The sequence below is a fragment of the Pseudomonas sp. LS.1a genome (assembly GCF_022533585.1).
GTDB lineage: Bacteria > Pseudomonadota > Gammaproteobacteria > Pseudomonadales > Pseudomonadaceae > Aquipseudomonas.
In genome coordinates, this window is the sequence record NZ_CP092827.1 from 4,755,537 (window position 1) to 4,777,184 (window position 21,648).

Here is a 21,648-nt window from a genome sequence, read left to right on the forward strand (position 1 = left end):
AAGGAAAGGTGGAGAGTCGATCTGTAAGCCGGGTTTTGTCGAGGACAGTCATTCCTCTACGACGGCCATCGCTGGACGCCTCTAGCAACCTACCCGGTTCCGACGCGGGCCACGCCTGATGGAACCCTATTTGGTCTTGCTCCGAGTGGGGTTTACCTAGCCACGAACTGTTGCCAGCCGTGCGGTGCGCTCTTACCGCACCTTTTCACCCTTACCGGCACCGAAGTGCTTAGGCGGTTATTTTCTGTGGCACTTTCCGTAGGCTCGCGCCTCCCAGGCGTTACCTGGCACTCTGCCCTATGGAGCCCGGACTTTCCTCCCCCTGCTATTGCGGAACAAAAGCAGGCAGCGACTGTCCGATCGACTCTCCACCGCCAAGATTAACGGCACGCGCGCCCAAGGACAAGCAATACCGGCATTTATATCAATTAGCCACTACTCGGTTTTCTGCTTTTCCAGGGCAAGTTGATACAGCAGGTTCTTGCGCACCCCGGTAATTTCCGCGGCCAGCGCCGCCGCCCGCTTGAGCGGGAGCTCGGCCAGCAGCAGGTCGAGCACCCGCCGCGCCTCGGCACTGATCGCCTGCTCGCCCTCCGGCGCACTCCAGCCACCGACCAGCACCACGCACTCACCGCGCTGCTGGTTGCTGTCACCGGCAACGAATGCGCGCAGTTCGGCCAGGGGCAGGCCCTTGAGGGTCTCGAAGGTCTTGGTCAGCTCTCGCGCCAACAGCGCCGGGCGCTCGCCACCGAATACCGCCTCCATGTCTTCAAGGCACTCCAGGATACGGTGCGGGGCCTCATAGAAGATCAGCGTGCGCGGTTCCTCCTTTACCTGCTCCAGGCGCGCCCGACGCCCCGCCGCCTTGGCCGGCAGGAAGCCTTCGAAGATGAAGCGGTCCGACGGCAGGCCGGCCGCCGACAGTGCGGCGATCAGCGCGCAGGCGCCCGGCACCGGCACCACGTTCACCCCTGCAGCCCGCGCCTGACGCACCAGGTGGTAGCCCGGATCGGAAATCAGCGGCGTGCCTGCATCGGAAACCAACGCCACATTCTCACCCGCCAGCAACTTGGCAAGAAAACGCCCGCCCTCGTCACGCTCGTTGTGCTCATGGCAGGCCGCCAGCGGCGTGTCGATGCCGAAGTGCTGCAGCAGGCGGATCGAATGACGGGTATCTTCCGCCGCGATCAGGGCCACGTCCGCCAGCACCTTCAGCGCCCGAGCGCTCATGTCGTCGAGGTTACCGATGGGGGTTGCGACCACGTACAGCGTCCCCACGGTGGATTTCGAAGCCCCTGCCACATCAGTCACTGCGCACACCTGTCGTTCGGATCAAAGGCGCCATTGTAGCCCGAGCGCCTGCAACAGGGCGCAAAGAAACTCGCCGACGACCGATGGCAGGCCACCTATAGTGAAGGATCGACACGGCGACATCGCGCCCCGGCCAGCGCTTGGGTACAATTGCCGGCCACCTTGATCGAGTAACAGGACCTTTACATGATCGCTTGCCTGCGGCTGTTCACAGCCCTCTGCCTTGCCGCCCTGCTGGCAGCCTGTGCCAGCTCGCCCTCATCCAGCCTGGGCGAACTGCCACGCACCCCGGACGCCAGCATCGAGCAACTGCTCGAAAAGGCAGCTTCCAGCAAGTCCGCGGAAGACGCCGCCCTGCTGCGCCTGAGCGCAGCCGACCTGGCCTACAAGCAGAAGGACTTCCCACGCGCCGCACGCATCCTTGAGCAGGTGCCGCTGGACACGCTCAAGCCGGCCCAGCAAGTGTTCGCCAGCACCCTCGGTGCCGAGCTGGCCATGAGCCGCAACCAGCCCAAGGCTGCACTGACCGCCCTGGCTCACCCCAGCCTGCAACGCGTCGCCGAACTGCCAGAACAACAACAGGCGCGCACCTACAGCGTGCACGCAGCCGCCCTCGAAGCCGATGGCCAGGCCCTGGCCGCCGCGCAACAGCGCGTACTGCTGGCCCCGCTGCTCAGCGGCCAGGCCGCCAGCGCCAACAATGACGCCATCTGGGCCCTGGTCGCCTCGCTGCCGGCAGAGCAACTGCAGCAGCCAGGCAACGACCAGACCCTGGCCGGCTGGACCAGCCTGGCCTTCGCGGTAAAAAGCGCCGGCACCCTGGAGCAGCAGCAAGCGGCTATCGAAGCCTGGGTCAAGCAGCACCCGGACCACCCGGCCGCCCAGCAACTGCCGCTGGCGCTGACCAAGCTCAAGGAGCTGGCCAGCCAGCCGCTGACCAAGATTGCCCTGCTGCTGCCCCAGGAAGGCCCGCTGGCCGGTGTTGCCCGCGCCTTGCGTGACGGCTTCATGGCTGCGCACTTCCAGGCCCAGCAAGCCGGCCAGCAGGCGCCAGCCGTGCAGGTATTCGACAGCTCGCGCATCGGCTCGCTCGACGACTTCTATCGCCAGGCCCAGGCCGCTGGCGTACAGCTGGTCATTGGCCCGCTGGAAAAACCGCTGGTCAAGCAACTGGCTGCCAAGCCACAACTGCCGATCACTACCCTGGCCCTGAACTACGCCGACGCCGGCCAGAAGGCTCCGCCGCAGCTGTTCCAGTTCGGCCTGGCTGCCGAAGACGAAGCCCGTGAAGTGGCACGCCGCGCCCGCGCCGATGGCATGGTCCGCGCCGTAGCCCTGGTGCCGAGCGGCGAATGGGGCGACCGCGTGCTTGCCGCCTTCCGCCAGGACTGGGAGGGCAACGGTGGCACCCTGCTCGCCGCCGAGCGCATCGCCCAGCCGGTCGCCCTGGCCCAGCAGATTGCCGACCTGTTCCAACTGCGCCAGAGCGAGGGCCGCGCCAAGAGCCTGCAGAGCACGGTAGGCGGCAGCATCGCCGCACAGCCGTCGCGCCGCCAGGACATCGACTTCATCTTCCTCGCCTCGACCCCGCAACAGGCCCAGCAGATCAAGCCGACCTTGAACTTCCAGTACGCCGGTGACGTACCGGTCTACGCCACCTCGAACCTGTACAGCGCCAGTGGTGACGTCAACCAGTACAACGACATGAACGGCATCCGCTTCTGCGAAACGCCGTGGCTGCTCGACACCAGCAACAGCCTGCGCCAGCAGGTCGTGCAGCAGTGGCCGCAAGCCGCCGGCAGCCTGGGCCGCCTGTATGCCATGGGCATCGATGCCTACAGCCTGGCGCCACGCCTGGGCCAGCTGAAAGCGCTGCCGGACAACCGCGTACTGGGCCTTTCGGGCAGCCTGAGCATGAACGCCAACCAGCGCGTCGAACGCCAGTTGCCCTGGGCCGAGTTCTCCGGCGGCCAGGTCCAGCGCCTGCCTGACACCCCTCGCTGATGGCAGCAGCGTCGCCCACCCGCGCCGGGCAGGCAGCAGAAACCCAGGCCCTTGAGTACCTTCAAGGGCAGGGTCTGCAACTGCTGGCGCGCAACTGGCGATGCAAAGGTGGAGAGCTTGATCTGGTCATGCTCGACGCCGATACAGTAGTATTCGTCGAAGTCCGCTACCGGTTGCACGCGGGCTTCGGTGGCGCCCTCGGCAGTATCGACGGGCGCAAGCAGAAACGGTTGGTGCTCGCCGCCAGCCTGTTCCTGCAGAAGGAGCCCCACTGGGGCAACCACCCCTGCCGCTTCGACGTAGTCGCCCTGCAGGGCAGCCACCATGCAGGCAGACCGCTTCAATGGCTGAAAAATGCCTTCGAATGCTGAACCCACTCCGATTTTTTTGCTCTATGTTTCGCGGGCTGGTCGTTGTTGCGCGTAGCAAAGGCCACCGCCCCATTTAAGGTCACCAGATGGACATGCAATCCCGAATTCGCCGGCTGTTCCAGGCCAGCATCGATACCAAGCAACAGGCAATGGACATCCTGGCACCGCACATCGAGCAGGCCAGCCTGGTCATGGTCAACGCGCTGCTCAACGAGGGCAAGATGCTCGCCTGCGGCAACGGCGGCTCGGCCGGCGATGCCCAGCATTTTTCCTCGGAGCTGCTCAACCGCTTCGAGCGCGAACGCCCGAGCCTGCCGGCCATCGCGCTGACCACCGACAGCTCGACCCTGACCTCGATCGCCAACGACTACAGCTACAACGAAGTCTTTTCCAAGCAGATCCGCGCCCTGGGCCAGCCCGGCGACGTTCTGCTGGCGATTTCCACCAGCGGCAACTCGGCCAACGTCATCCAGGCGATCCAGGCCGCACATGACCGCGAAATGATTGTCGTAGCATTGACTGGCCGTGACGGCGGCGGCATGGCTTCGCTGCTGCTGCCCGAAGACGTGGAAATCCGCGTACCTTCGACGGTTACCGCACGCATCCAGGAAGTCCACCTGCTGGCGATCCACTGCCTGTGTGATCTGATCGACAGCCAACTGTTCGGGAGTGAAGAATGACCCCTATGCGCCTCGGCCTGATGGCCCTGACCCTGTGCCTGAGCGTCACCGGTTGCAGCTCGGTACTGACCTCTACCCGCAATTCGCCGATCGAAGATGATCGCGGCACGCGCACCATCGGCAGCAAGATCGACGATTCGCTGATCGAAACCAAGGCCTCGGTCAATATCGCCAAGGCCAGCCCTGACCTGGACAAAGGTTCGCACATCGTTGTCAGCAGCTACAACGGCATCGTCCTGCTGGCCGGCCAGACCCCACGTGCCGACCTCAAGAGCCTCGCCGAGCAGACCGCCAGCCAGGTGCAGCGGGTCAAGAAAGTGCACAACGAACTGCAGGTGATGCAGCCCTCTTCCATCCTGGCGCGCAACAACGACGCCTGGTTGACCACCAAGATCAAGGCCCAGATGCTGACCGACAATGCCGTCCCCAGCTCGCGCATCAAGGTGATTACCGAGAACGGCATCGTCTACCTGCTCGGCCTGGTGACCCAGCAGGAGGCCAACTCGGCCACTGCCGTGGTACAGGGTGTGTCGGGCGTGCAGAAGATCGTCAAGCTGTTCGAGTACATCGACTGATTCACTGATTGCCTGTGCTGGCCTCTTCGCGGGCAAGCCCGCGAAGAGGCCAGCACAGGCAACAACACTGCCCCACCTTTCGTAAACCCAGGAAACACCGCATGAAAAAGCTTCTGCTGCCCGCCCTGCTGTTCGGCACTTTCGCCACCCTGGCCGGCTGCTCCACCCCAAGCCTGATCACCCTCAACGATGGCCGTGAAATCCAGGCCGTCGACGCACCGAAGTTCGACCGCGACGCCGGCTTCTACGAGTTCCAGCAACTCGACGGCAAGCGCACCCGCATCAACAAGGACCAGGTACGCACCATCAGCGACCTGTAACCCAAAGTTGGCGGCAAAGAAAAAGGCGATCCGGTTGGATCGCCTTTTTTGTCACTTGACCACTTTCAGGCTTGGTCGCCCAGTCGGACGCGGCGGCTGGCCGCCCCCTTCCGGCGGGCCATCGTCATCCGGCTGTACATCATCGTCCTCAAGGTCGTCGCCATCCGGCGACTCCAGTTCGAAGACCATACCCTGGCCATTTTCGCGGGCGTAGATGCCCAGGATGGCGCCAACCGGCACGAACAGCGAGTGAGCCACGCCGCCGAAACGGCCCTCGAAGCTGACCGCATCGTTGTCCATGTGCAGGCTGCGCACGGCGCTTGGCGAGATATTCAAGACGATCTGGCCATCACTGGCGAAACCGTCCGGCACCTGGACTTTCGGGAACTCGGCATTGACCAGCATATGGGGCGTGCAATCGTTGTCGACGATCCACTCGTACAGTGCTCGAACCAGATAGGGGCGACTGGAGTTCATCAACGGCTCCTTAAAGCTTGCGCATTTCACGTTCTACGGAGGACAGGCTCGCCTGGAAAGGCTCGCGGGCGAACTGCCGCTCCATGTAATCCAGCAGCGGCTTGGCTTGCCGCGGCAACTCGATTCCCAACACCGGCAAACGCCAGAGTATGGGCAGTAGACAACAATCGACCAGGCTTTGCTCCTCGCTCATGAAACAGGCGAACTCGCCGAACAATGGCGAGACCCCGGTCAGGCTTTCGCGCAAGGCCTTGCGCGCCTCGGCACGAGCAGCCTCGCTGCTACGCGGGTCGAGCACGGTATCGGCCAGGGCACACCAGTCGCGCTGGATACGGTGCATCAGCAAACGGCTGTTGCCGCGCGCAACGGGGTACACCGGCATCAACGGCGGATGCGGGTAACGCTCCTCGAGGTATTCCATCACCACGGTCGATTCATACAACGCCAGGTCACGATCGACCAGGGTCGGCACGCTGCCGTAAGGGTTCACCTCGACCAGCTTGGGTGGCAGGCGACCAGGGTCGACATCGATGACCTGCACGCTGACGCCCTTCTCGGCGAGCACAAGGCGTACCCGATGAGAATAGTGATCAGCGGGGTCGGAATAGCAGGCTAACCTGTTGGTTGCGCCCATGTAGCGGCTCCTCGCACGGGATGCTTGTGAAACTGTAAATGAAAACGCGCCCGTGGTGACCTGGCAGATCTGCCAAGCCACCACGGGCGCGTTCAACAACCAGAAACTACTGCGTGATCAGTGCACGTCCTTCCAGTATTCACGCTTGAGCAAGTAGGCGAATACGAAGAAGAAAGCCAGGTACAGCAACACGTAGGTACCGATGCGCTGGCTTTCCAGTTTGACCGGGTTGGCCGAATAGGCCAGGAAGGTCACCAGGTTCTTGACCTTCTCGTCGAACTGCTCGGTCGTCAGGGTACCGGAATTCGGCGTAATGGTCAGCTGGTCGCAGGCTTCATGGGTTATCGGGGTGCCGGTCAACGGGTCGAATTGCTTCTTGCCATCGATCACGGTCTGCACCTGCTTGCAACCAACATGCTGGTTGCCCTGCAGGCCAACCAGTACGTTGGGCATGCCGACGTTCGGGAACACCTTGTTGTTCACCCCGTAAGGCCGCGACGGGTCCTCGTAGAAGCTGCGCAGGTAGGTGTACAGCCAGTCGGTGCCACGCACCCGGGCAACCAGGGTCAGGTCGGGCGGTGCCGCACCGAACCAGGTCTTGGCGTCACTGGGCTTCATGCCGATCTGCATGTGGTCACCGATCTTTGCCCCCGTGAACACCAGCTTCTCCAGCATCAGCTCGTGCGGGATGCCCAGGTCATCGGCCACCCGCTCGTAACGCTGGAACTTGGCACTGTGGCAACCCATGCAATAGTTGGCAAAGGTACGCGCACCGTCCTGCATGGCGGCCTTGTCACTCAGGTCGATGTCGACCTTGTCCAGCTCCAGGCCGGGTTCGGCCGCGAAGGAAAAGGCAGGCATCACTGCCAGCAAAAATACTGCAATCAACTTTTTCATCAGCCAGTCACCCTTTCCGGAACCGGTTTGGTCTTCTCGAGCCTTGTGTAGAACGGCATCAGCAGGAAGTAGGCGAAGTACAACACCGTGCACACCTGCGACAGCAAGGTACGCCCAGGTGTCGGCGCCAGTACGCCCAGCACGCCGAGGATGACGAAGGCCACGCAGAACACCAGCAGGAAGAGCTTGCTGATCCAGCCCTTGTAGCGCATTGAACGCACCGGGCTGCGGTCGAGCCAGGGCAGCACGAACAGCACGGCAATCGCCGCACCCATGGCGATAACACCCATCAGCTTGTCAGGTACCGCACGCAAGATCGCGTAGAACGGTGTGAAGTACCACACAGGCGCAATGTGCTCTGGGGTCTTGAAGGCGTTGGCCTGCTCGAAGTTCGGTTTTTCCAGGAAGTAACCGCCCATTTCCGGGAAGAAGAACACCACGGCGCAGAACACGAACAGGAACACCACCACGCCGACAATGTCCTTGACGGTGTAGTACGGGTGGAACGGGATACCGTCCAGCGGGATACCGTTTTCGTCCTTTTTCTTCTTGATGTCGACGCCATCGGGGTTGTTCGAACCCACTTCGTGAAGGGCAAGGATGTGCAGCACCACCAGGCCGAGAATCACGATTGGCAGGGCGACCACGTGCAGGGCGAAGAAGCGGTTCAGGGTGATGCCCGAGATCAGGTAGTCACCGCGGATCCACTGGGTAAGGTCGCCACCGATCACCGGGATGGCACCGAACAGCGAGATGATCACCTGGGCACCCCAGTACGACATCTGGCCCCACGGCAGCAGGTAGCCCATGAACGCTTCGGCCATCAGCGCCAGGTAGATCAGCATGCCGAACAGCCATACCAGTTCACGCGGCTTCTGGTAGGAGCCGTAGAGCAGGCCTCGGAACATGTGCAGGTAGACCACGATGAAGAACGCCGATGCACCGGTGGAGTGCAGGTAGCGCAGGATCCAGCCGTATTCCACGTCACGCATGATGTACTCGACCGAGGCGAACGCCTCTTCCGCCGAGGGCGTGAAGCTCATGGTCAGCCACACACCGGTGACGATCTGGTTGACCAGCACCAGCAGCGCCAGGGAGCCGAAGAAGTACAGGAAGTTGAAGTTCTTGGGCGCGTAATACTTGCTCAGGTGGTCTTCCCACATTTTGGTGGCGGGGAAGCGAGCATCAATCCAGTCCATGAACTTGCTCATCATGCGTTCTCCTGGTCAACGCCGATGACGACGATCTCGTCCGACTCGTAAGAGTGCGGTGGCACGGGCAGGTTGAGAGGCGCCGGCTGCGACTTGTAGACACGGCCAGCCAGGTCGTAGTGGGAGCCGTGGCACGGGCAGAAATAGCCACCGACCCATTTCGGGCCGAGGTCGGCGGGTGCGACTTCCGGGCGGAAGGTAGGCGAGCAGCCCAGGTGCGTGCACAGGCCGACGAGGATGAGGATTTCCGGTTTGATCGAACGAACCTGCGGATCGACGTAGGTCGGCTGAACCGAGGCCTTGGACTCGGGGTCAGCCAGATCACCGACGACTTTTTTCAGGTTGCCGAGAATCTCGTCCGTTCGCCGCACGATGAACACAGGCTGGCCACGCCACTCGGCCACCATCTGCTGCCCGGCCTCGACCTTGGCGATATTGACCTTCACCGGTGCACCCGCGGCTTTCGCCTTGGCACTGGGAAACCATGACCCCACGAACGGTACCGCAGCCCCCACTGCCCCCGCCGCCCCGACTACGGATGTCGCGGCTACGAGGAAGCGGCGCCGGCCTGCGTTGACGCCGTCATTGCTCATTCAGTCCTCTCCCATCAGCTTGCTTGGCCTGTTGAACCAGACCCTGTACTTAGGTTGTGTCAATGGCGCTAAAAATTGGCCGCCATGGTAAGAAACAAATCCACACACTGACAAGGTGATTACCCCAACCAGGGGCGACTACCCGTGCTTTGCTTGATCTGCGTCTATGCGACAAGTGGTCACTGACATGCTGACAGGTTAGTTCAAGACATAAAAAAAGCCCGGTTCCAAGGAACCGGGCTTTTTTCGACTGCCGAAGCGGTATTAACGCTTGGAGTACTGAGGACGCTTACGCGCTTTACGCAGACCCACTTTCTTACGCTCGACTTCACGAGCGTCGCGGGTGACGTAGCCAGCACGACGCAGAGCGCCACGCAGGGTTTCGTCGTATTCCATCAGAGCGCGGGTGATACCGTGACGGATCGCACCGGCTTGACCGCTGACACCACCACCGGAAACGGTGACGTAGATGTCGAACTTCTCAACGGTTTCGGTCAGCTCGAGCGGCTGACGAACAACCATGCGAGCGGTTTCGCGACCGAAGAACACGTCCAGAGAACGGTTGTTGATGGAAATGTTACCAGTACCCGGACGCAGGAATACGCGAGCGGTTGCGGTCTTGCGACGGCCAGTGCCGTAGTTTTGAGTCGCCGACATAATGAACTATCCCGTTAGATCTTCAGTTCTTGAGGCTGCTGAGCAGTGTGTGGGTGAGCAGCACCCGCGTACACTTTCAGCTTGCGGTACATGTCGCGACCCAGCGGGTTCTTCGGCAGCATGCCTTTGACCGCAGTTTCGATAACACGCTCAGGGGCCTTGGCGATCAACTTCTCGAAGTTGATTTCCTTGATGCCGCCCGGGAAACCGGAGTGGGAGTAGTACATCTTGTCGGAAGACTTGGCACCAGTCACACGAACCTGTTCAGCGTTGATAACGACGATGTAGTCGCCGGTGTCAACGTGAGGGGTGTATTCTGGTTTGTGTTTGCCACGCAGACGGCTAGCGATTTCGGTAGCCAGACGACCCAGGGTCTGGCCAGCGGCGTCGACTACGAACCACTCGCGCTTTACTGTTTCCGGTTTAGCAGTAAAAGTTTTCATTCTCTAAAGCCTCAGAGGCCGCCCAGCGAAAAATAGACGGCGAATCTTACTGGATAGTGCACAGCTTGCCAAGGGCAAGCGCGCAGCCGAACGCTGACGCTTTGGGGGCTCGGGTCAGGCACGCCAATGTTCGACGGGGTTCTTCCTGCGTGGTGGTGCATCACTTCCGCCACACGGAGAGGTGCCGAATTATCCAGATTGCGCGAAAAATTTCAACCTGCTTTGATGAGCTTCTTTGCCAAGGAGTGTCTACCCGATGGAATACCGCCAGCTCGGCCGTACCGACCTCACCGTCAGCGCCCTGTGCCTGGGCACCATGACCTGGGGCGAACAGAACGTCCAGGCCGAGGCCTTCGAGCAGATTGCCCGGGCCAAGGCCGCGGGGGTCAACTTCATCGACACCGCCGAGATGTACCCGGTGCCGCCCCGCCCCGAAACCTATGCCGCCACCGAGCGCATCATCGGCAACTGGTTCCGTGACAATGGCGATCGCGACGACTGGGTGCTGGCCAGCAAGGTCGCCGGCCCCGGCAACGGCATCAGCCACATCCGCGACGGCCAGCTCAAGCATAATCGCCAGCACATCGTCGCGGCGCTGGACGAGAGCCTCAAGCGCCTGCAGACCGACCGCATCGACCTGTACCAGCTGCACTGGCCCGAGCGCAGCACCAACTTCTTCGGCAAGCTGGGCTACCAGCACCTGCCACAGGACCACTTCACCCCGTTGGAAGAAACCCTCGAAGTGCTCGACGAGCAGGTGCGCGCAGGCAAGATCCGCCACATCGGCCTGTCCAACGAAACGCCGTGGGGCACCATGAAGTTCCTGCAACTGGCCGAAAGCCGCGGCTGGCCACGGGCGGTATCGATCCAGAACCCGTACAACCTGCTCAACCGCAGCTTCGAAGTGGGCCTGGCGGAAGTGGCCATCCGCGAACAGTGCGGCCTGCTGGCCTATTCGCCGCTGGCGTTCGGCATGCTTTCCGGCAAATACGAGAACGGCGCACGCCCGGAAAACGCACGCCTGACCCTGTTCAGCCGCTTTGCCCGCTACTCCAACCCACAGACCGTGGCGGCCTGCAGCCGCTATGTGCAACTGGCCCGCGAACATGGCCTGGACCCGGCGCAGATGGCCCTGGCGTTCGTCACCCGGCAGCCGTTCGTGACCAGCAACATCATTGGTGCGACCAGCCTCGAGCAGCTGGACAGCAACCTGGCCAGCCTCGAGCTGAGCCTGAGTGATGAACTGCTGGCGGCGATCGAGGCGATTCACCAAGAGCAGCCAAACCCGGCACCTTGAGCCGACCCTGTACCGGTTTCTTCGCGGGCGAGCCCGCGAAGAAACACGCGCAGTCCGGCAGGCTAGACACAATCGCCAAAAAATAAGACGATCCAGCCGGTGATTGACCACTCTACCCTATAAGAACAATGACAATGATGTTTACCCAACCCCCCGCGTCGCTGCGGCGCGTCAGCATCCTGGCCATTGACAAGGTGTTCGCTTCGACCTTGATGCAGGCCAAGGACTTCTTCCACCTCGCCAGCTTGCGCTACGGCAAACAGCTGGGCCTGGGCCTGCAGCCCATGTTCGAGATCCGCCTGGTGAGCCCGGACGGCCAGCCCGTGGACAGCTTCAGCCATGTGCAACTGCCGGTCGACGGCGGCCTGGACGACGCCGATGTGATCATCCTCCCGGCTTTCTGGGACGACTTCGACAACCTGCTGCAACGTTATCCACAGGTGCTGCCGTGGCTGCGTGAACAGCATGCCCGCGGCGCGGTGCTGTGCGCCGAGGCCAGTGGCGTGTTCTGGCTGGCCGAGTCCGGCCTGCTCGACGGCAAGGAAGCGACCACCTACTGGCGCTTCTTCACCAGCTTTGCCGAACGCTTCCCGAAGATCCGCCTGAACCAAGACAAGCACCTGACCGACGCCGACAATATCTATTGTGCTGGCGGCGCCACTTCAGCCTGCGACCTGTACATCTACCTGATCGAACGCTTCTGCGGCGCCAACGTGGCCCGCGCCGTGTCCCGCGACATCCTCTACGAAGTACAGCGCAACTACACCCCCGGGCGCATGGGCTTTGGCGGGCAGAAGCTGCACCAGGACCTGATCATCCTGCAGATCCAGCATTGGCTGGAGGAACACTTCGCCGACAAGTTCCGCTTCGAGGACGTGGCTCGCAACCACGGCATGAGCATTCGCAACTTCATGCGCCGCTTCCAGGGCGCGACGGGGGACAAACCGCTGCACTACCTGCAACGGTTGAGGATCGAGACGGCCAAGGGGTTGCTGTCGAGCACGCGCAAGAGCATCAAGACCATCAGTTACGAGGTCGGCTATGACGATGCCAGTTTCTTTGCGCGGCTGTTCCGCCAGCACACCGAGTTGTCGCCGAACCAGTATCGGCAGCAGTTCATGCAGGAGGCTTGAGGCCTTCCGGGGCTGCTTTGCAGCCCCGGATTCTCAGGGCTTGTGCGCCCGCGCCAGGAACTCGTGCGACTGCATCTCCAGCAAGCGGCTCAGGGTGCGCTGGAACTCGAAGGCCAAGCGCCCGCCGGTATACAGGTCCTTGAGCTCCACCTCGGCCGAGATGATCAGCTTGACGTTGCGGTCGTAGAACTCGTCCACCATGTTGATGAAGCGGCGGGCGATGTCGTCGGTGGTGACGCCCATCTGCTCCACGTTGCTCAACAGCACGGCATGGAAGATCTTGCCCAGTTCGATGTAGTCGTTCTGGCTACGAGGGCCGTCGCACAGCGCGCGGAAGTCGAACCAGGCCACGTCGTCACAGGTCAGCAGGGCCTGGATCGGGCGATTCTCGATCATCAGCACGTCGTTCTCGACCGCCTGGGTGCACTCAGGAGTCAAGGCCTTGAAGCTGGCGCGCAGGCTCTGGTGCGCCGCCTCATCGAGCGGGTAGTGGTACAGTTCGGCCTGCTCGAGGTGACGCAGACGATAGTCGACCCCGCTGTCGACGTTCACCACGTCGGTGTACTGCTTGATCATGGCGATGGCCGGCAGGAAGCGCGCGCGCTGCAGGCCGTCCTTGTACAGGCCGTCGGGCACGATGTTGGAGGTAGCCACCAGCGATACGCCGTTCTTGAACAACTCTTCCATCAGGGTGCCGAGGATCATCGCGTCGGTAATGTCCGACACGAAGAATTCGTCGAAGCAGATCACCTTGGCTTCTTCGCTGAAGCGCCTGGCGATGATGGTCAGCGGGTTCTTCTCGCCCTTGAGGGTTTTCATTTCCTCGTGCACACGCTTCATGAAGCGGTGGAAGTGCGTGCGCATCTTCTGCTTGAACGGCAGCGCCTCGAAAAAGGTATCGACCAGGTAGGTCTTGCCGCGCCCTACCCCACCCCAGAAGTACAGGCCCTTGACCGGGGTCTGCTCCTTCTTGCCGAACAGCTTGCCGAACACGCCCGGCTTGTTGTTCTGCGCGTGTACCAGGTCGTCGTACAGGCGCTGCAGGTGACGCACCGCAGTTTCCTGCGCCGCGTCATGGAAGAAGTCGGGACGTTTCAGATCTGCTTGATATCGTTCTAGGGGCGTCATGATTCGTTAGCGAGGCAACAAAAAACGGGCCGTCACTGTAGCGACAGGCCCGCTTAATGGCAATGCGACTTGCGTCAATATGCCTCATCCAGACCAACTAAGTGCTGGATGGCACCGGCTTTGCCGGTGTTCGCGGGTAAACCCGCTCCTACAGGCGAAATGCCTCAGTCCTGTTGTGGCTGAAGCGCTGCACGCAGGCTTTGAATGGCTGCATCACGGGCTTCGGCGCTGTCGAACTGCGGCCCGTCGGCAACCTGTTCGCCGTTCAGCCACAGGCCAAAGCCCAGGCCTTCGACGCGCACATCCGCCTCGCCACCCTGCTGCAACTGCTTGCTCACGGCGCCGGCGCTCTTGCCGTCGGCGAAGCTGCGCGACAGCAGCAGTTGTTCACCGTCGGCGGCCAGCAGACGGAAGCGGAAGCTGCCGTCGTCGTCACGGAAGCTGACAAAACGTGCACTCTTGGCGGCCTTCTTCTTCACTTCGGTGCTGGCCTGCACGCTGCTGCGGAACGAACGCAGGCCAACGGCCTCGCGCAACTGCTCGAGGAACGGCGTGGCGATCTTGCGGGCCTTGGCGGCGCCGGCCAGCAGGATGTCTTCCAGGTCCGCCGGGCGGGCGATCAGCTGGTGGTAGTACTCGCGCTTCTCGGCCAGCTGGCCATCCAGCAGCTGGAACAGCCGCTGCTTGGCTTCACCCCAGCCCAGGCCCTGCAGCAGCTCTTCACGGAACTCGGCGCACTGCGCCGGCGTCGAGAAGGCCTGGAACAGGGTGAACAGGTGCGCGTTGTCCGGGTCTTTCGCTTCGCCAGGCGCACGCGAGTCGGTGACAATGCGCGAGATGGCGTCCTTCATGTCCTTGGCGCTGGTGAACAGCGGGATGGTGTTGTCGTAGCTCTTGGACATCTTGCGCCCGTCCAGGCCCGGCAGGGTCGCCACGCTCTCCTCGATCACCGCTTCCGGCAGGGCGAAGAAGTCCTTGCCCTGGCCGAACAGGTGATTGAAGCGCTGGCCGATGTCGCGGGCCATTTCCACGTGCTGGATCTGGTCACGGCCGACCGGCACCTTGTTGGCGTTGAACATCAGGATGTCCGCGGCCATCAGCACCGGGTAGCTGTACAGGCCCATGGTCACGCCGGCATCCGGGTCTTCGCCGTTTTCCAGGTTCTTGTCCACCGAAGCCTTGTAGGCATGCGCGCGATTGAGCAGCCCCTTGGCGCTGACGCAGGTCAGCAGCCAGGTCAGCTCGGGGATTTCCGGGATGTCGGACTGGCGGTAGAAGGTCACCTTGTCCGGGTCGAGGCCACCGGCCAGCCAGGTGGCGGCGATTTCCAGGCGCGAACGCTGGATGCGCAGCGGGTCGTCGCACTTGATCAGGGCGTGGTAGTCGGCCAGGAAGTAGAACGAGTCGACACCGGGCTGCTGGCTGGCACGGATCGCCGGGCGAATGGCGCCGGCGTAGTTGCCCAGGTGCGGAGTGCCGGTGGTGGTGATACCGGTAAGAATGCGCGTGGTCATGGGTGTTCGCTTATTCAGGCTTGGCTCAGTTCGAAAGGCGCGGCAGCAGCAGATCCTTCAGATCGGTCAGCTTGCCATGGAAGAAGTGTCCGCATTCTGCCACTTTCAGCAGCTCATGGGGGCGCGACAGGCTGTCGGACCAATCGTAAACCAGCTGCGGCGCGACGACTTCGTCGGCGTCCGGCTGCACCACGGTGATCGGGCAGCGCTGCGGCAGCGGGAACTCCGCCGTCAGGCGCATGACCGCCGGGGCGATCATGAACAGCTGTTGCAGCTCTACTCCGGCAGCTTCCAGGCGGCCGGCCAGGCTGGTGGCGACGAAGCCGCCGAACGAGAAACCCATCAGCACCAGCGGCAGGCCCAGGTGCTTTTCGCGCAACCAGGCCGCAGCGGCCTCGGCATCGGCCACTTCGCCAGCGCCCATGTCATGACTGCCGGCGCTCTGCCCGACGCCACGGTAGTTGAAACGCAGGGTCACATAGCCGGCGTCACGGGCGGTGCGCTGCAGGGTCGAGACCACCTTGTTGAGCATGGTGCCGCCCTGGACCGGGTTGGGGTGGCAGATCAGCACCACGCCACGGGCATTGGCCACGTCCAGGTACAAGGCTTCCAGCTGGCCACTGGGGCCATCGATGAACAAGGGGGTTTCGCGGACAAGCAAGGCACTACTCCGTGACCTCGGGAGGGGTCGATTCGTCTAGGTGAGGAATTCTGTTCTGATTTGCGATCGCTCGCGGTATACAGCGCAGGTCTGAGCCGTTAACGTAAAGCAAAGCCGTTTATAGAGGAAGGACTCGTGGAACTCTCGCTCCTTGTTTGGTTGTTGCCGACCCTGGCCCTGGTCATCGGCGTGGTAGTCGGTTTCGTCGTCGCTCGCCTGCTGCCCAATGCCGCGCCGAGCAGCACCCAGCGTCAGCTGGATGACATCCAGAAGCGTTTCGACAGCTACCAGAACGAAGTGGTCACCCACTTCAATAGCACCGCCGTGCTGGTCAAGAAACTGACCCAGAGCTACCAGGACGTCCAGGACCACCTGGCCGAAGGCGCCAACAGCCTGGCCCTTGATGACGTCACGCGCCAGCGCCTGCTGGCCGCCCTGCACTCCGAAGGCAGCCAGGGCCCACGCGACCGCCTGACCCCACCGAAGGACACCGCCGAAGTGCCACGCGACTACGCGCCGAAAGCGCCGAACGCGCCGGGCATGCTCGACGAGAGCTACGGGCTCAAGCGTTGATCTGCCGAACATGACAAAGGCCTCGCAAGAGGCCTTTTTTGTGGGCTGGATTCACTGGCCTCTTCGCGGGCACGCCCGCTCCCACAGGTACGCCACCGCATCCGAAATCTGCGCAATGCCTGTGGGAGATTGCCCAGCCCTTGGCCTGCACTGTCGCGTAGATAAATGAAATTGCGAGCAATCCCACAGGGCCCCTGCTAACTCAATGAGTTATGGGCAGTTCTATGAAAGGAGCGTGCCCGCGAAGAGGACCGCCCCAGGCAACCTAGCTGCAAGCCTTTAACGCCTGCTCGACATCCGCCAGCAGGTCCTCCACATCTTCCAACCCCACCGACAAGCGCACCAGCCCCTCCGATATCCCGTGATGCGCCCGCTCCTTCGCAGTATGGCTGGAGTGCGTAATGCATCGCCCAGCCTGCCTTGATGCGCCCAAGCAGCAAGATCCTACAAATCATCAGGTGTGGTCCTACACCCTGTTTGGCCGCTCTTCTGACATACAAAAAAGTCGTCATTAGGCACACTATAAAAACATTCAGAACGGCCTATGGCATAAGAATATTGAAACACCCTCTCATGTCCATTCGCGTAACCAAGAGCGCTCGCAGGGCTTCCCTACTGAAATTTTCAATAACCCACTCAGAGATGACATATGAGTATTGAACTTCCGGCTTTGTATATCTATCCAAATAATTACGGCACAAGTCGTCCTAATGGCTTACAAACACCACACCCCGCAGCCATGATAGGTCGTGCCATTGAGGAGCGTAGCGCTGGCTATGCACAAGGCCACTGGAGGGAAATGCTAAACCTGCATCTTCCTAAAATGCAGTACACCCGTCCCATCGCTTTTACGCTTGACGGTTTCCTGATTCGTGAACTCAAAGCTGGGTCTGGTGCAGACGCAATAATGCTGGCCAATTCGAGCATCAGTATTCCAGATGCTTGGAACAAAGCATTTGAGTACACCAAAGAAAATCTTGATACTGCCCCCTTAGCTCAACCTATTGAATTTTCTGGGGGGTGGTTCACTCCGTTCAGAGCAATTGCACACTGGCTTTTAGGGAAAGGGCAGCAGGCTAAAGTCAACATAAACAATATAGGCATCGCACCCGAATTGCATAAAATTCCTCAACTACAGGCAACATTCGCTAGAGCAAGCGCAGGCACTAGTCGGATTGATGTCACCTTCCCATATAACACAGGCATGGATAGTAATATATCACGCATCTACCTAGGTTCTATTACCCTACGAGTTATTGGCGACCTGAATAAGGGTAGTGACGGAAAGCTCATTTTCGTCGGTGTGGTTCGCGCCTATTCGGATAAATATGATGCAAATGCGAGCAGCCACCGCGGCGGCTTCGACGAGAAAGCCACGACACTGCTTCGTGAAGTTGGGCGCGTTGCAAATGCACAAGACTACGAAATTCTAATTGAAGGCGACCTACCGCTAAACATAGCAAATTAATGGGAGGCCGCGACAACGAAGCGCAGCACGGGCGACACCATTGAATTGGCTTTTATTCTATACTATCTTAGCCCACTGAATTCAAGGTGGATTATGAATATCTCGAAAACGCTCTGTACAGCCACGGCCTCAGCCTTGAACGTAATTGCAACAGCACTATTGTTTAGCGCTTCGGAAGCTGCGCTCGAAAACCCTGGTGACCCGTATGACACTTCAGGCATACCCGCGTTATCGATGTATATAGTACTGCTAATAATTTCTACCACATTTTCAGTATTTTTCATGCTTGGAGGAACGATAGCAAACAAGCTGCTCACTGGCAAACTACCCAAGGCCATCAGACTTTTTCTTGAATTTATCCCAACTTTCGCGACAGCAACTCTTGGTATTTTTGTTTCCTTCGCTTACACCGACAACACAATATCGATGAACATGACTGCGCTTATTTATTTCCTATCAGCCGGATTCTCACTTGCTACTGCGATTTTTCTTCAAAAGAAACCCAGGAAGCGGACCTGACTATCAGGTTCTCGGCTGCAACAGTGGCGGCCTGATCATCAGGAACCGTATGCTCTACGACATTGACGATACGCCGTTGTTTGCTCTCTCTTCGGGCGACCACACCATTGACATCAGCTTTGCACCACCTAACTAGCTTGATGTCAGCATCCAGTGATGCCGTAACGGTTTTTGCCGCGAAGAGAGAGCTTCGGCAATTTACCTACACGCGTCCAGCGCCTGCTCGACATCCGCCAGCAGGTCCTCCACATCCTCCAGCCCCACCGACAAGCGCACCAGCCCCTCCGATATCCCGTGATGCGCCCGCTCCTGCGGCGTATAGCTGGAATGGGTCATGCTCGCCGGGTGCTGCGCCAGCGACTCGGCATCGCCCAGGCTCACCGCCCGGGCAAACAGTTGCAGGGCATTCATGAACCTGCGCCCGGCCTCGATACCGCCCTTGAGCTCGAAGGCGATCATCCCGCCCGGCAAACGCATCTGCCGCTGCGCCAGCTCGTACTGGGCAAACGTCGGCAACCCCGGGTAGTGAATCAGCTCCACCTGCGGCTGCCGAGCCAGAAACTCCGCCACCTGCTGGGCATTGGCGCAATGTCGGTCCATGCGCAGGGCCAAGGTCTTGATCCCGCGCATCAGCAGCGCTGCGTCGTGGGGTGACAGGACCGCCCCGGTCATATCCTTCAACCCTTCCAGGCGGATACGGTCAATCAGCGCCTTGCGTCCCACCACCAGGCCGGCAGTGATATCACCGTGGCCACTGAGGTACTTGGTCGCCGAATGCACCACCAGGTCCGCTCCCAGCTCCAGCGGCCGCTGCAGGTAGGGCGTGCAGTAGGTGTTGTCGACCACCACATGTACATCATGCCCGCGCACCGCCTCGGCCACCGCGGCGATATCCACCAGTTGCATGTTGGGGTTGGCCGGCGTTTCGAAGTAGATCATTCGTGTTTTGCTGTTGATCGCCGACTTCAGGGCCTTGGCATCGTTCAGGTCGACATGGCGGATTTTCACGCCGAATTCGCCAATGCCATGGTGCAGGAAGGCAAAGGTGCAGCCATACAGCGTGCGCCCGACGATCAGCTCGTCACCGGGCCGCAGCAGGGTCCAGATCGTCGAGGTAATGGCCCCCATGCCCGACGCCAATGCCAGCCCCGCCTCGCCGCCCTCCAGCGAGGCCATGCGCTGTTCCAGCAGGGCCAGGGTCGGGTTGGAGATGCGGCTGTAGAAATGGCCGGGCTCCTCCCCTGCGAAGCACGCAGCGCCGTATTCCACGGTGGGGAAGGCATAGGTAGCGGTCTGGTACACCGGCGGCACCAGGGCGCCGCCGTGGGAAAGCGGGTCGTAGCCATGGTGAATGGCCCGTGTGGAAAAACCGGTGTTGTTATGGGAGTCGCGCATCGCAACAGCCTCTTGTGGTTTGTTATAAGCTTATGCCACCGAGCTGCCCGATTTTTTCCAAAGTTACCCACGCATCCGCGTGTTTGCTGGAACAAAAACAATAATTACCGGATCAGGAGGGCAAAACATGCCTTCAAGCCTCGACCGCACCGACCGCGCCCTGCTCGCCGCCCTGCAGGACAACGCCCGCCTCACCGTTGCCGAACTGGCCGACAAGGTGGCACTGACCACCTCGCCCTGCTGGCGACGGGTCAAGCTGTTGGAGGACAACGGCTACATCACCGGCTACCAGGCCATCCTCTCGCCCAAGTCGCTGGGGTTTGGCGTGACCGCGTTCGTCAGCATCATGATGGACTCGCACACCAAGGACATGGCGCTGGCGTTCGAGCAGCGGTTGATGGAGATTCCCGAGATTGTCGCCTGCCACAACATTTCCGGGAGGTATGATTTTCTGCTGGAGATCCTGGCGCGGGACCTGGAGTCGTTTGGGGAGTTTGCGCGAGAGGTTTTGCAGCGATTGCCAGGCGTAAAGGAGATCTACTCGAGCTTTTCCTACAAAGAGGTGAAAAGCAAACGAGTAATTCCGGTAACAGAACGACACATCTGAGCGATAAACTCAGCCCACCTATCCAGGGACACATTATAAGCTGCAAGACATGCTTGCAGCTTATAACGTTACTACAATCAAAGAGCACGATAATCCCTATGGAAAATCATGAGGAATGCTAATCAACGGACGTGGAATTGGCGGATATATCTCTGGGTAAATTTTTGGTTTTTCGGGTATCCGTCCCGGCACGAAACCAAACCGCGCCCATCGAACCTCTGCATTGCGTCCATCAAAAATCAAGATATTGCCAGTGTCGGTTACGTTGAGATAATTATTCTCCCAATAGGATCTATCAAGTGTTTCCGTACTCGCTGCGGCCCACAGTCGCTCGCGAGCCGGGTCATACAGAAAACCAGAATTACTGACGACGAACTGCAGCGGTTCACGCTTCTTGGTATGGAGCGTATAACTATATGCCTGCCTTTCGTCTGCGACCCAGATAACGGAGCCATTCTCTTCTAGGACCAGGTTTCCATCGTGCCGGAGACGAAGCAGAAACCTGCCGCTGCGGGACCTGATGAATTGTCCCGGCTGCATCGCCTCATTTGGAGGAAGCAATTCGCCTCCAGAATTCTGAAACGGCTTGTATTGAATCTTCCGATATTTACTCTTCCCCATTACAAACCTCGATTTCAAGAAAGTTAACAAGCCGTCTACCTAAGCTTGCAAGCCCATTTTCCTCGGAACCGCCCCTTATAAACAGCCAGAAATCCCCCCGATGGAACCAGTAAAAAATCTTACAGCCTAAGAAGATCAAGACCACATAAATTCCCGCAGACTCAACTTACAGAGCGCGAGATAATACCTACGCAAAACAGCACCAATACGATTGCAATCTTTAAAAACACCAACCTTGACTTGCGACAAAAGCAGGTTTCAGTCATCACCAGGAGATCATATCCATGAAACATCTGACATTACTCAGTGTCCTGCTGTTATCAGGGTGCAGCGGTGAGCGCCCCCTAATACTTCCTGACCGTGAGCATGAAAAATTCAGCTGTGATATGGACCCCTACAAACAGGGGTGCGAACGGATGAAAGACTACCAAGAGCACTTCCGACTGATAAAAACACCCGTGAAGTGACGCTGCGCAAGTCACTTCAACCGTTCAAACGAAACGGACCTGCCAGCGACAGCCTCACGCTTTGCGCGGTTACTCATATGAAGTCTGTACGG

General features: G+C 60.2%; 24 protein-coding genes, 1 other RNA gene and 1 pseudogene. 11 read left to right on the forward strand and 15 right to left on the reverse strand.

All coding sequences use genetic code 11. The features are described 5' to 3' along the window. Positions 1 to 8: 8 nt before the first annotated feature. Positions 9 to 368, reverse strand: an RNA gene (gene rnpB, locus MKK04_RS21925) — RNase P RNA component class A. Between the two features lie 67 nt (positions 369 to 435). Next, a complete protein-coding gene (gene rsmI / locus MKK04_RS21930; RefSeq protein ID WP_207834514.1) occupies positions 436 to 1,311 on the reverse strand; it encodes a 16S rRNA (cytidine(1402)-2'-O)-methyltransferase in 876 nt (291 codons plus the stop codon). 186 nt (positions 1,312 to 1,497) lie between these two features. Between rsmI and MKK04_RS21935 the strand changes: the two genes are divergently transcribed. From MKK04_RS21935 to MKK04_RS21955, 5 genes are all read left to right on the forward strand, one after another. Continuing rightward, positions 1,498 to 3,315, forward strand: coding sequence for a penicillin-binding protein activator (locus tag MKK04_RS21935; protein WP_207834512.1), 1,818 nt, complete (start codon positions 1,498 to 1,500; stop codon positions 3,313 to 3,315). After that, positions 3,315 to 3,686: a YraN family protein gene (locus MKK04_RS21940; RefSeq protein WP_051098564.1), complete on the forward strand. Its 372-nt coding sequence runs from the start codon at positions 3,315 to 3,317 to the stop codon at positions 3,684 to 3,686. Before MKK04_RS21935 ends, MKK04_RS21940 begins: the two co-directional genes overlap by 1 nt. 86 nt (positions 3,687 to 3,772) lie before the next feature. After that, on the forward strand, positions 3,773 to 4,366 hold the full coding sequence (locus tag MKK04_RS21945) for a phosphoheptose isomerase (protein ID WP_012274070.1): 594 nt from the start codon (positions 3,773 to 3,775) through the stop codon (positions 4,364 to 4,366). Next, the gene (locus MKK04_RS21950; protein WP_063913315.1) at positions 4,363 to 4,941 is read left to right on the forward strand and encodes a BON domain-containing protein; all 579 of its coding nucleotides are present in this window, start codon (positions 4,363 to 4,365) and stop codon (positions 4,939 to 4,941) included. Before MKK04_RS21945 ends, MKK04_RS21950 begins: the two co-directional genes overlap by 4 nt. Before the next feature lie 101 nt (positions 4,942 to 5,042). Beyond that, positions 5,043 to 5,261, forward strand: coding sequence for a YgdI/YgdR family lipoprotein (locus MKK04_RS21955; protein ID WP_046616516.1), 219 nt, complete (start codon positions 5,043 to 5,045; stop codon positions 5,259 to 5,261). Between the two features lie 51 nt (positions 5,262 to 5,312). On the opposite strand, the gene MKK04_RS21960 is transcribed toward MKK04_RS21955, so the two are convergent. The 7 genes from MKK04_RS21960 to rplM form a co-directional block, all read right to left on the reverse strand. Next, complete coding sequence (locus tag MKK04_RS21960) at positions 5,313 to 5,738, reverse strand: ClpXP protease specificity-enhancing factor (protein ID WP_207834508.1); 426 nt, start codon at positions 5,736 to 5,738, stop codon at positions 5,313 to 5,315. Between the two features lie 10 nt (positions 5,739 to 5,748). Further along, complete coding sequence (locus tag MKK04_RS21965; protein ID WP_241105977.1) at positions 5,749 to 6,372, reverse strand: glutathione S-transferase N-terminal domain-containing protein; 624 nt, start codon at positions 6,370 to 6,372, stop codon at positions 5,749 to 5,751. 117 nt (positions 6,373 to 6,489) lie between these two features. Further along, a complete protein-coding gene (locus MKK04_RS21970; protein ID WP_207834506.1) occupies positions 6,490 to 7,269 on the reverse strand; it encodes a cytochrome c1 in 780 nt (259 codons plus the stop codon). Then, positions 7,269 to 8,480, reverse strand: a complete 1,212-nt coding sequence (locus tag MKK04_RS21975; RefSeq protein WP_025340560.1) for a cytochrome b — start codon at positions 8,478 to 8,480, stop codon at positions 7,269 to 7,271. Before MKK04_RS21975 ends, MKK04_RS21970 begins: the two co-directional genes overlap by 1 nt. Next, positions 8,480 to 9,073, reverse strand: coding sequence for a ubiquinol-cytochrome c reductase iron-sulfur subunit (gene petA / locus MKK04_RS21980; protein ID WP_015271723.1), 594 nt, complete (start codon positions 9,071 to 9,073; stop codon positions 8,480 to 8,482). The genes MKK04_RS21975 and petA overlap by 1 nt, the downstream gene beginning before the upstream one ends. 264 nt (positions 9,074 to 9,337) lie before the next feature. Further along, the gene (gene rpsI / locus MKK04_RS21985) at positions 9,338 to 9,730 is read right to left on the reverse strand and encodes a 30S ribosomal protein S9 (protein ID WP_003260797.1); all 393 of its coding nucleotides are present in this window, start codon (positions 9,728 to 9,730) and stop codon (positions 9,338 to 9,340) included. 14 nt (positions 9,731 to 9,744) lie between these two features. Next, positions 9,745 to 10,173 (reverse strand): 50S ribosomal protein L13, encoded by a 429-nt coding sequence (gene rplM / locus MKK04_RS21990; RefSeq protein WP_003260798.1) that lies wholly within the window; start codon positions 10,171 to 10,173, stop codon positions 9,745 to 9,747. 256 nt (positions 10,174 to 10,429) lie between these two features. Between rplM and MKK04_RS21995 the strand changes: the two genes are divergently transcribed. Beyond that, positions 10,430 to 11,470, forward strand: coding sequence for an NADP(H)-dependent aldo-keto reductase (locus MKK04_RS21995; RefSeq protein ID WP_233687058.1), 1,041 nt, complete (start codon positions 10,430 to 10,432; stop codon positions 11,468 to 11,470). Positions 11,471 to 11,682: 212 nt separating this feature from the next. Further along, positions 11,683 to 12,603, forward strand: coding sequence for a GlxA family transcriptional regulator (locus MKK04_RS22000; protein WP_207834649.1), 921 nt, complete (start codon positions 11,683 to 11,685; stop codon positions 12,601 to 12,603). A gap of 33 nt (positions 12,604 to 12,636) precedes the next feature. On the opposite strand, the gene zapE is transcribed toward MKK04_RS22000, so the two are convergent. The 3 genes from zapE to MKK04_RS22015 form a co-directional block, all read right to left on the reverse strand. Next, positions 12,637 to 13,731: a cell division protein ZapE gene (zapE, locus tag MKK04_RS22005; protein ID WP_207834496.1), complete on the reverse strand. Its 1,095-nt coding sequence runs from the start codon at positions 13,729 to 13,731 to the stop codon at positions 12,637 to 12,639. Between the two features lie 164 nt (positions 13,732 to 13,895). Continuing rightward, positions 13,896 to 15,245 (reverse strand): tryptophan--tRNA ligase, encoded by a 1,350-nt coding sequence (locus tag MKK04_RS22010; protein WP_233687059.1) that lies wholly within the window; start codon positions 15,243 to 15,245, stop codon positions 13,896 to 13,898. 25 nt (positions 15,246 to 15,270) lie between these two features. Then, on the reverse strand, positions 15,271 to 15,906 hold the full coding sequence (locus MKK04_RS22015; protein ID WP_015271727.1) for an alpha/beta hydrolase: 636 nt from the start codon (positions 15,904 to 15,906) through the stop codon (positions 15,271 to 15,273). Positions 15,907 to 16,041: 135 nt separating this feature from the next. Here MKK04_RS22015 and MKK04_RS22020 point away from each other — a divergent pair, with 135 nt between their 5' ends. Beyond that, entirely contained in the window at positions 16,042 to 16,479 is a 438-nt protein-coding gene (locus MKK04_RS22020) for a YhcB family protein (RefSeq protein ID WP_207834492.1), read from the forward strand. Between the two features lie 265 nt (positions 16,480 to 16,744). On the opposite strand, the pseudogene MKK04_RS22025 reads toward MKK04_RS22020, so the two are convergent. Beyond that, positions 16,745 to 16,882 (reverse strand): annotated as a pseudogene (locus MKK04_RS22025) (PLP-dependent transferase); the annotation flags it as partial. Positions 16,883 to 17,128: 246 nt separating this feature from the next. Between MKK04_RS22025 and MKK04_RS22030 the strand changes: the two are divergent. Both MKK04_RS22030 and MKK04_RS22035 read left to right on the forward strand, forming a co-directional pair. Beyond that, a complete protein-coding gene (locus tag MKK04_RS22030) occupies positions 17,129 to 17,947 on the forward strand; it encodes a lipid II-degrading bacteriocin (protein WP_241105978.1) in 819 nt (272 codons plus the stop codon). 93 nt (positions 17,948 to 18,040) lie between these two features. Then, positions 18,041 to 18,466, forward strand: a complete 426-nt coding sequence (locus tag MKK04_RS22035) for a hypothetical protein (RefSeq protein WP_241105979.1) — start codon at positions 18,041 to 18,043, stop codon at positions 18,464 to 18,466. Positions 18,467 to 18,664: 198 nt separating this feature from the next. On the opposite strand, the gene MKK04_RS22040 is transcribed toward MKK04_RS22035, so the two are convergent. Continuing rightward, positions 18,665 to 19,861 (reverse strand): methionine gamma-lyase, encoded by a 1,197-nt coding sequence (locus tag MKK04_RS22040; RefSeq protein ID WP_207834484.1) that lies wholly within the window; start codon positions 19,859 to 19,861, stop codon positions 18,665 to 18,667. Between the two features lie 127 nt (positions 19,862 to 19,988). Here MKK04_RS22040 and MKK04_RS22045 point away from each other — a divergent pair, with 127 nt between their 5' ends. Beyond that, positions 19,989 to 20,468: an Lrp/AsnC family transcriptional regulator gene (locus MKK04_RS22045; RefSeq protein ID WP_241105980.1), complete on the forward strand. Its 480-nt coding sequence runs from the start codon at positions 19,989 to 19,991 to the stop codon at positions 20,466 to 20,468. 96 nt (positions 20,469 to 20,564) lie between these two features. Here the strand turns inward: MKK04_RS22045 and MKK04_RS22050 are convergent, their stop codons facing one another. Then, complete coding sequence (locus MKK04_RS22050) at positions 20,565 to 21,089, reverse strand: hypothetical protein (protein ID WP_241105981.1); 525 nt, start codon at positions 21,087 to 21,089, stop codon at positions 20,565 to 20,567. Positions 21,090 to 21,648: the final 559 nt, after the last annotated feature.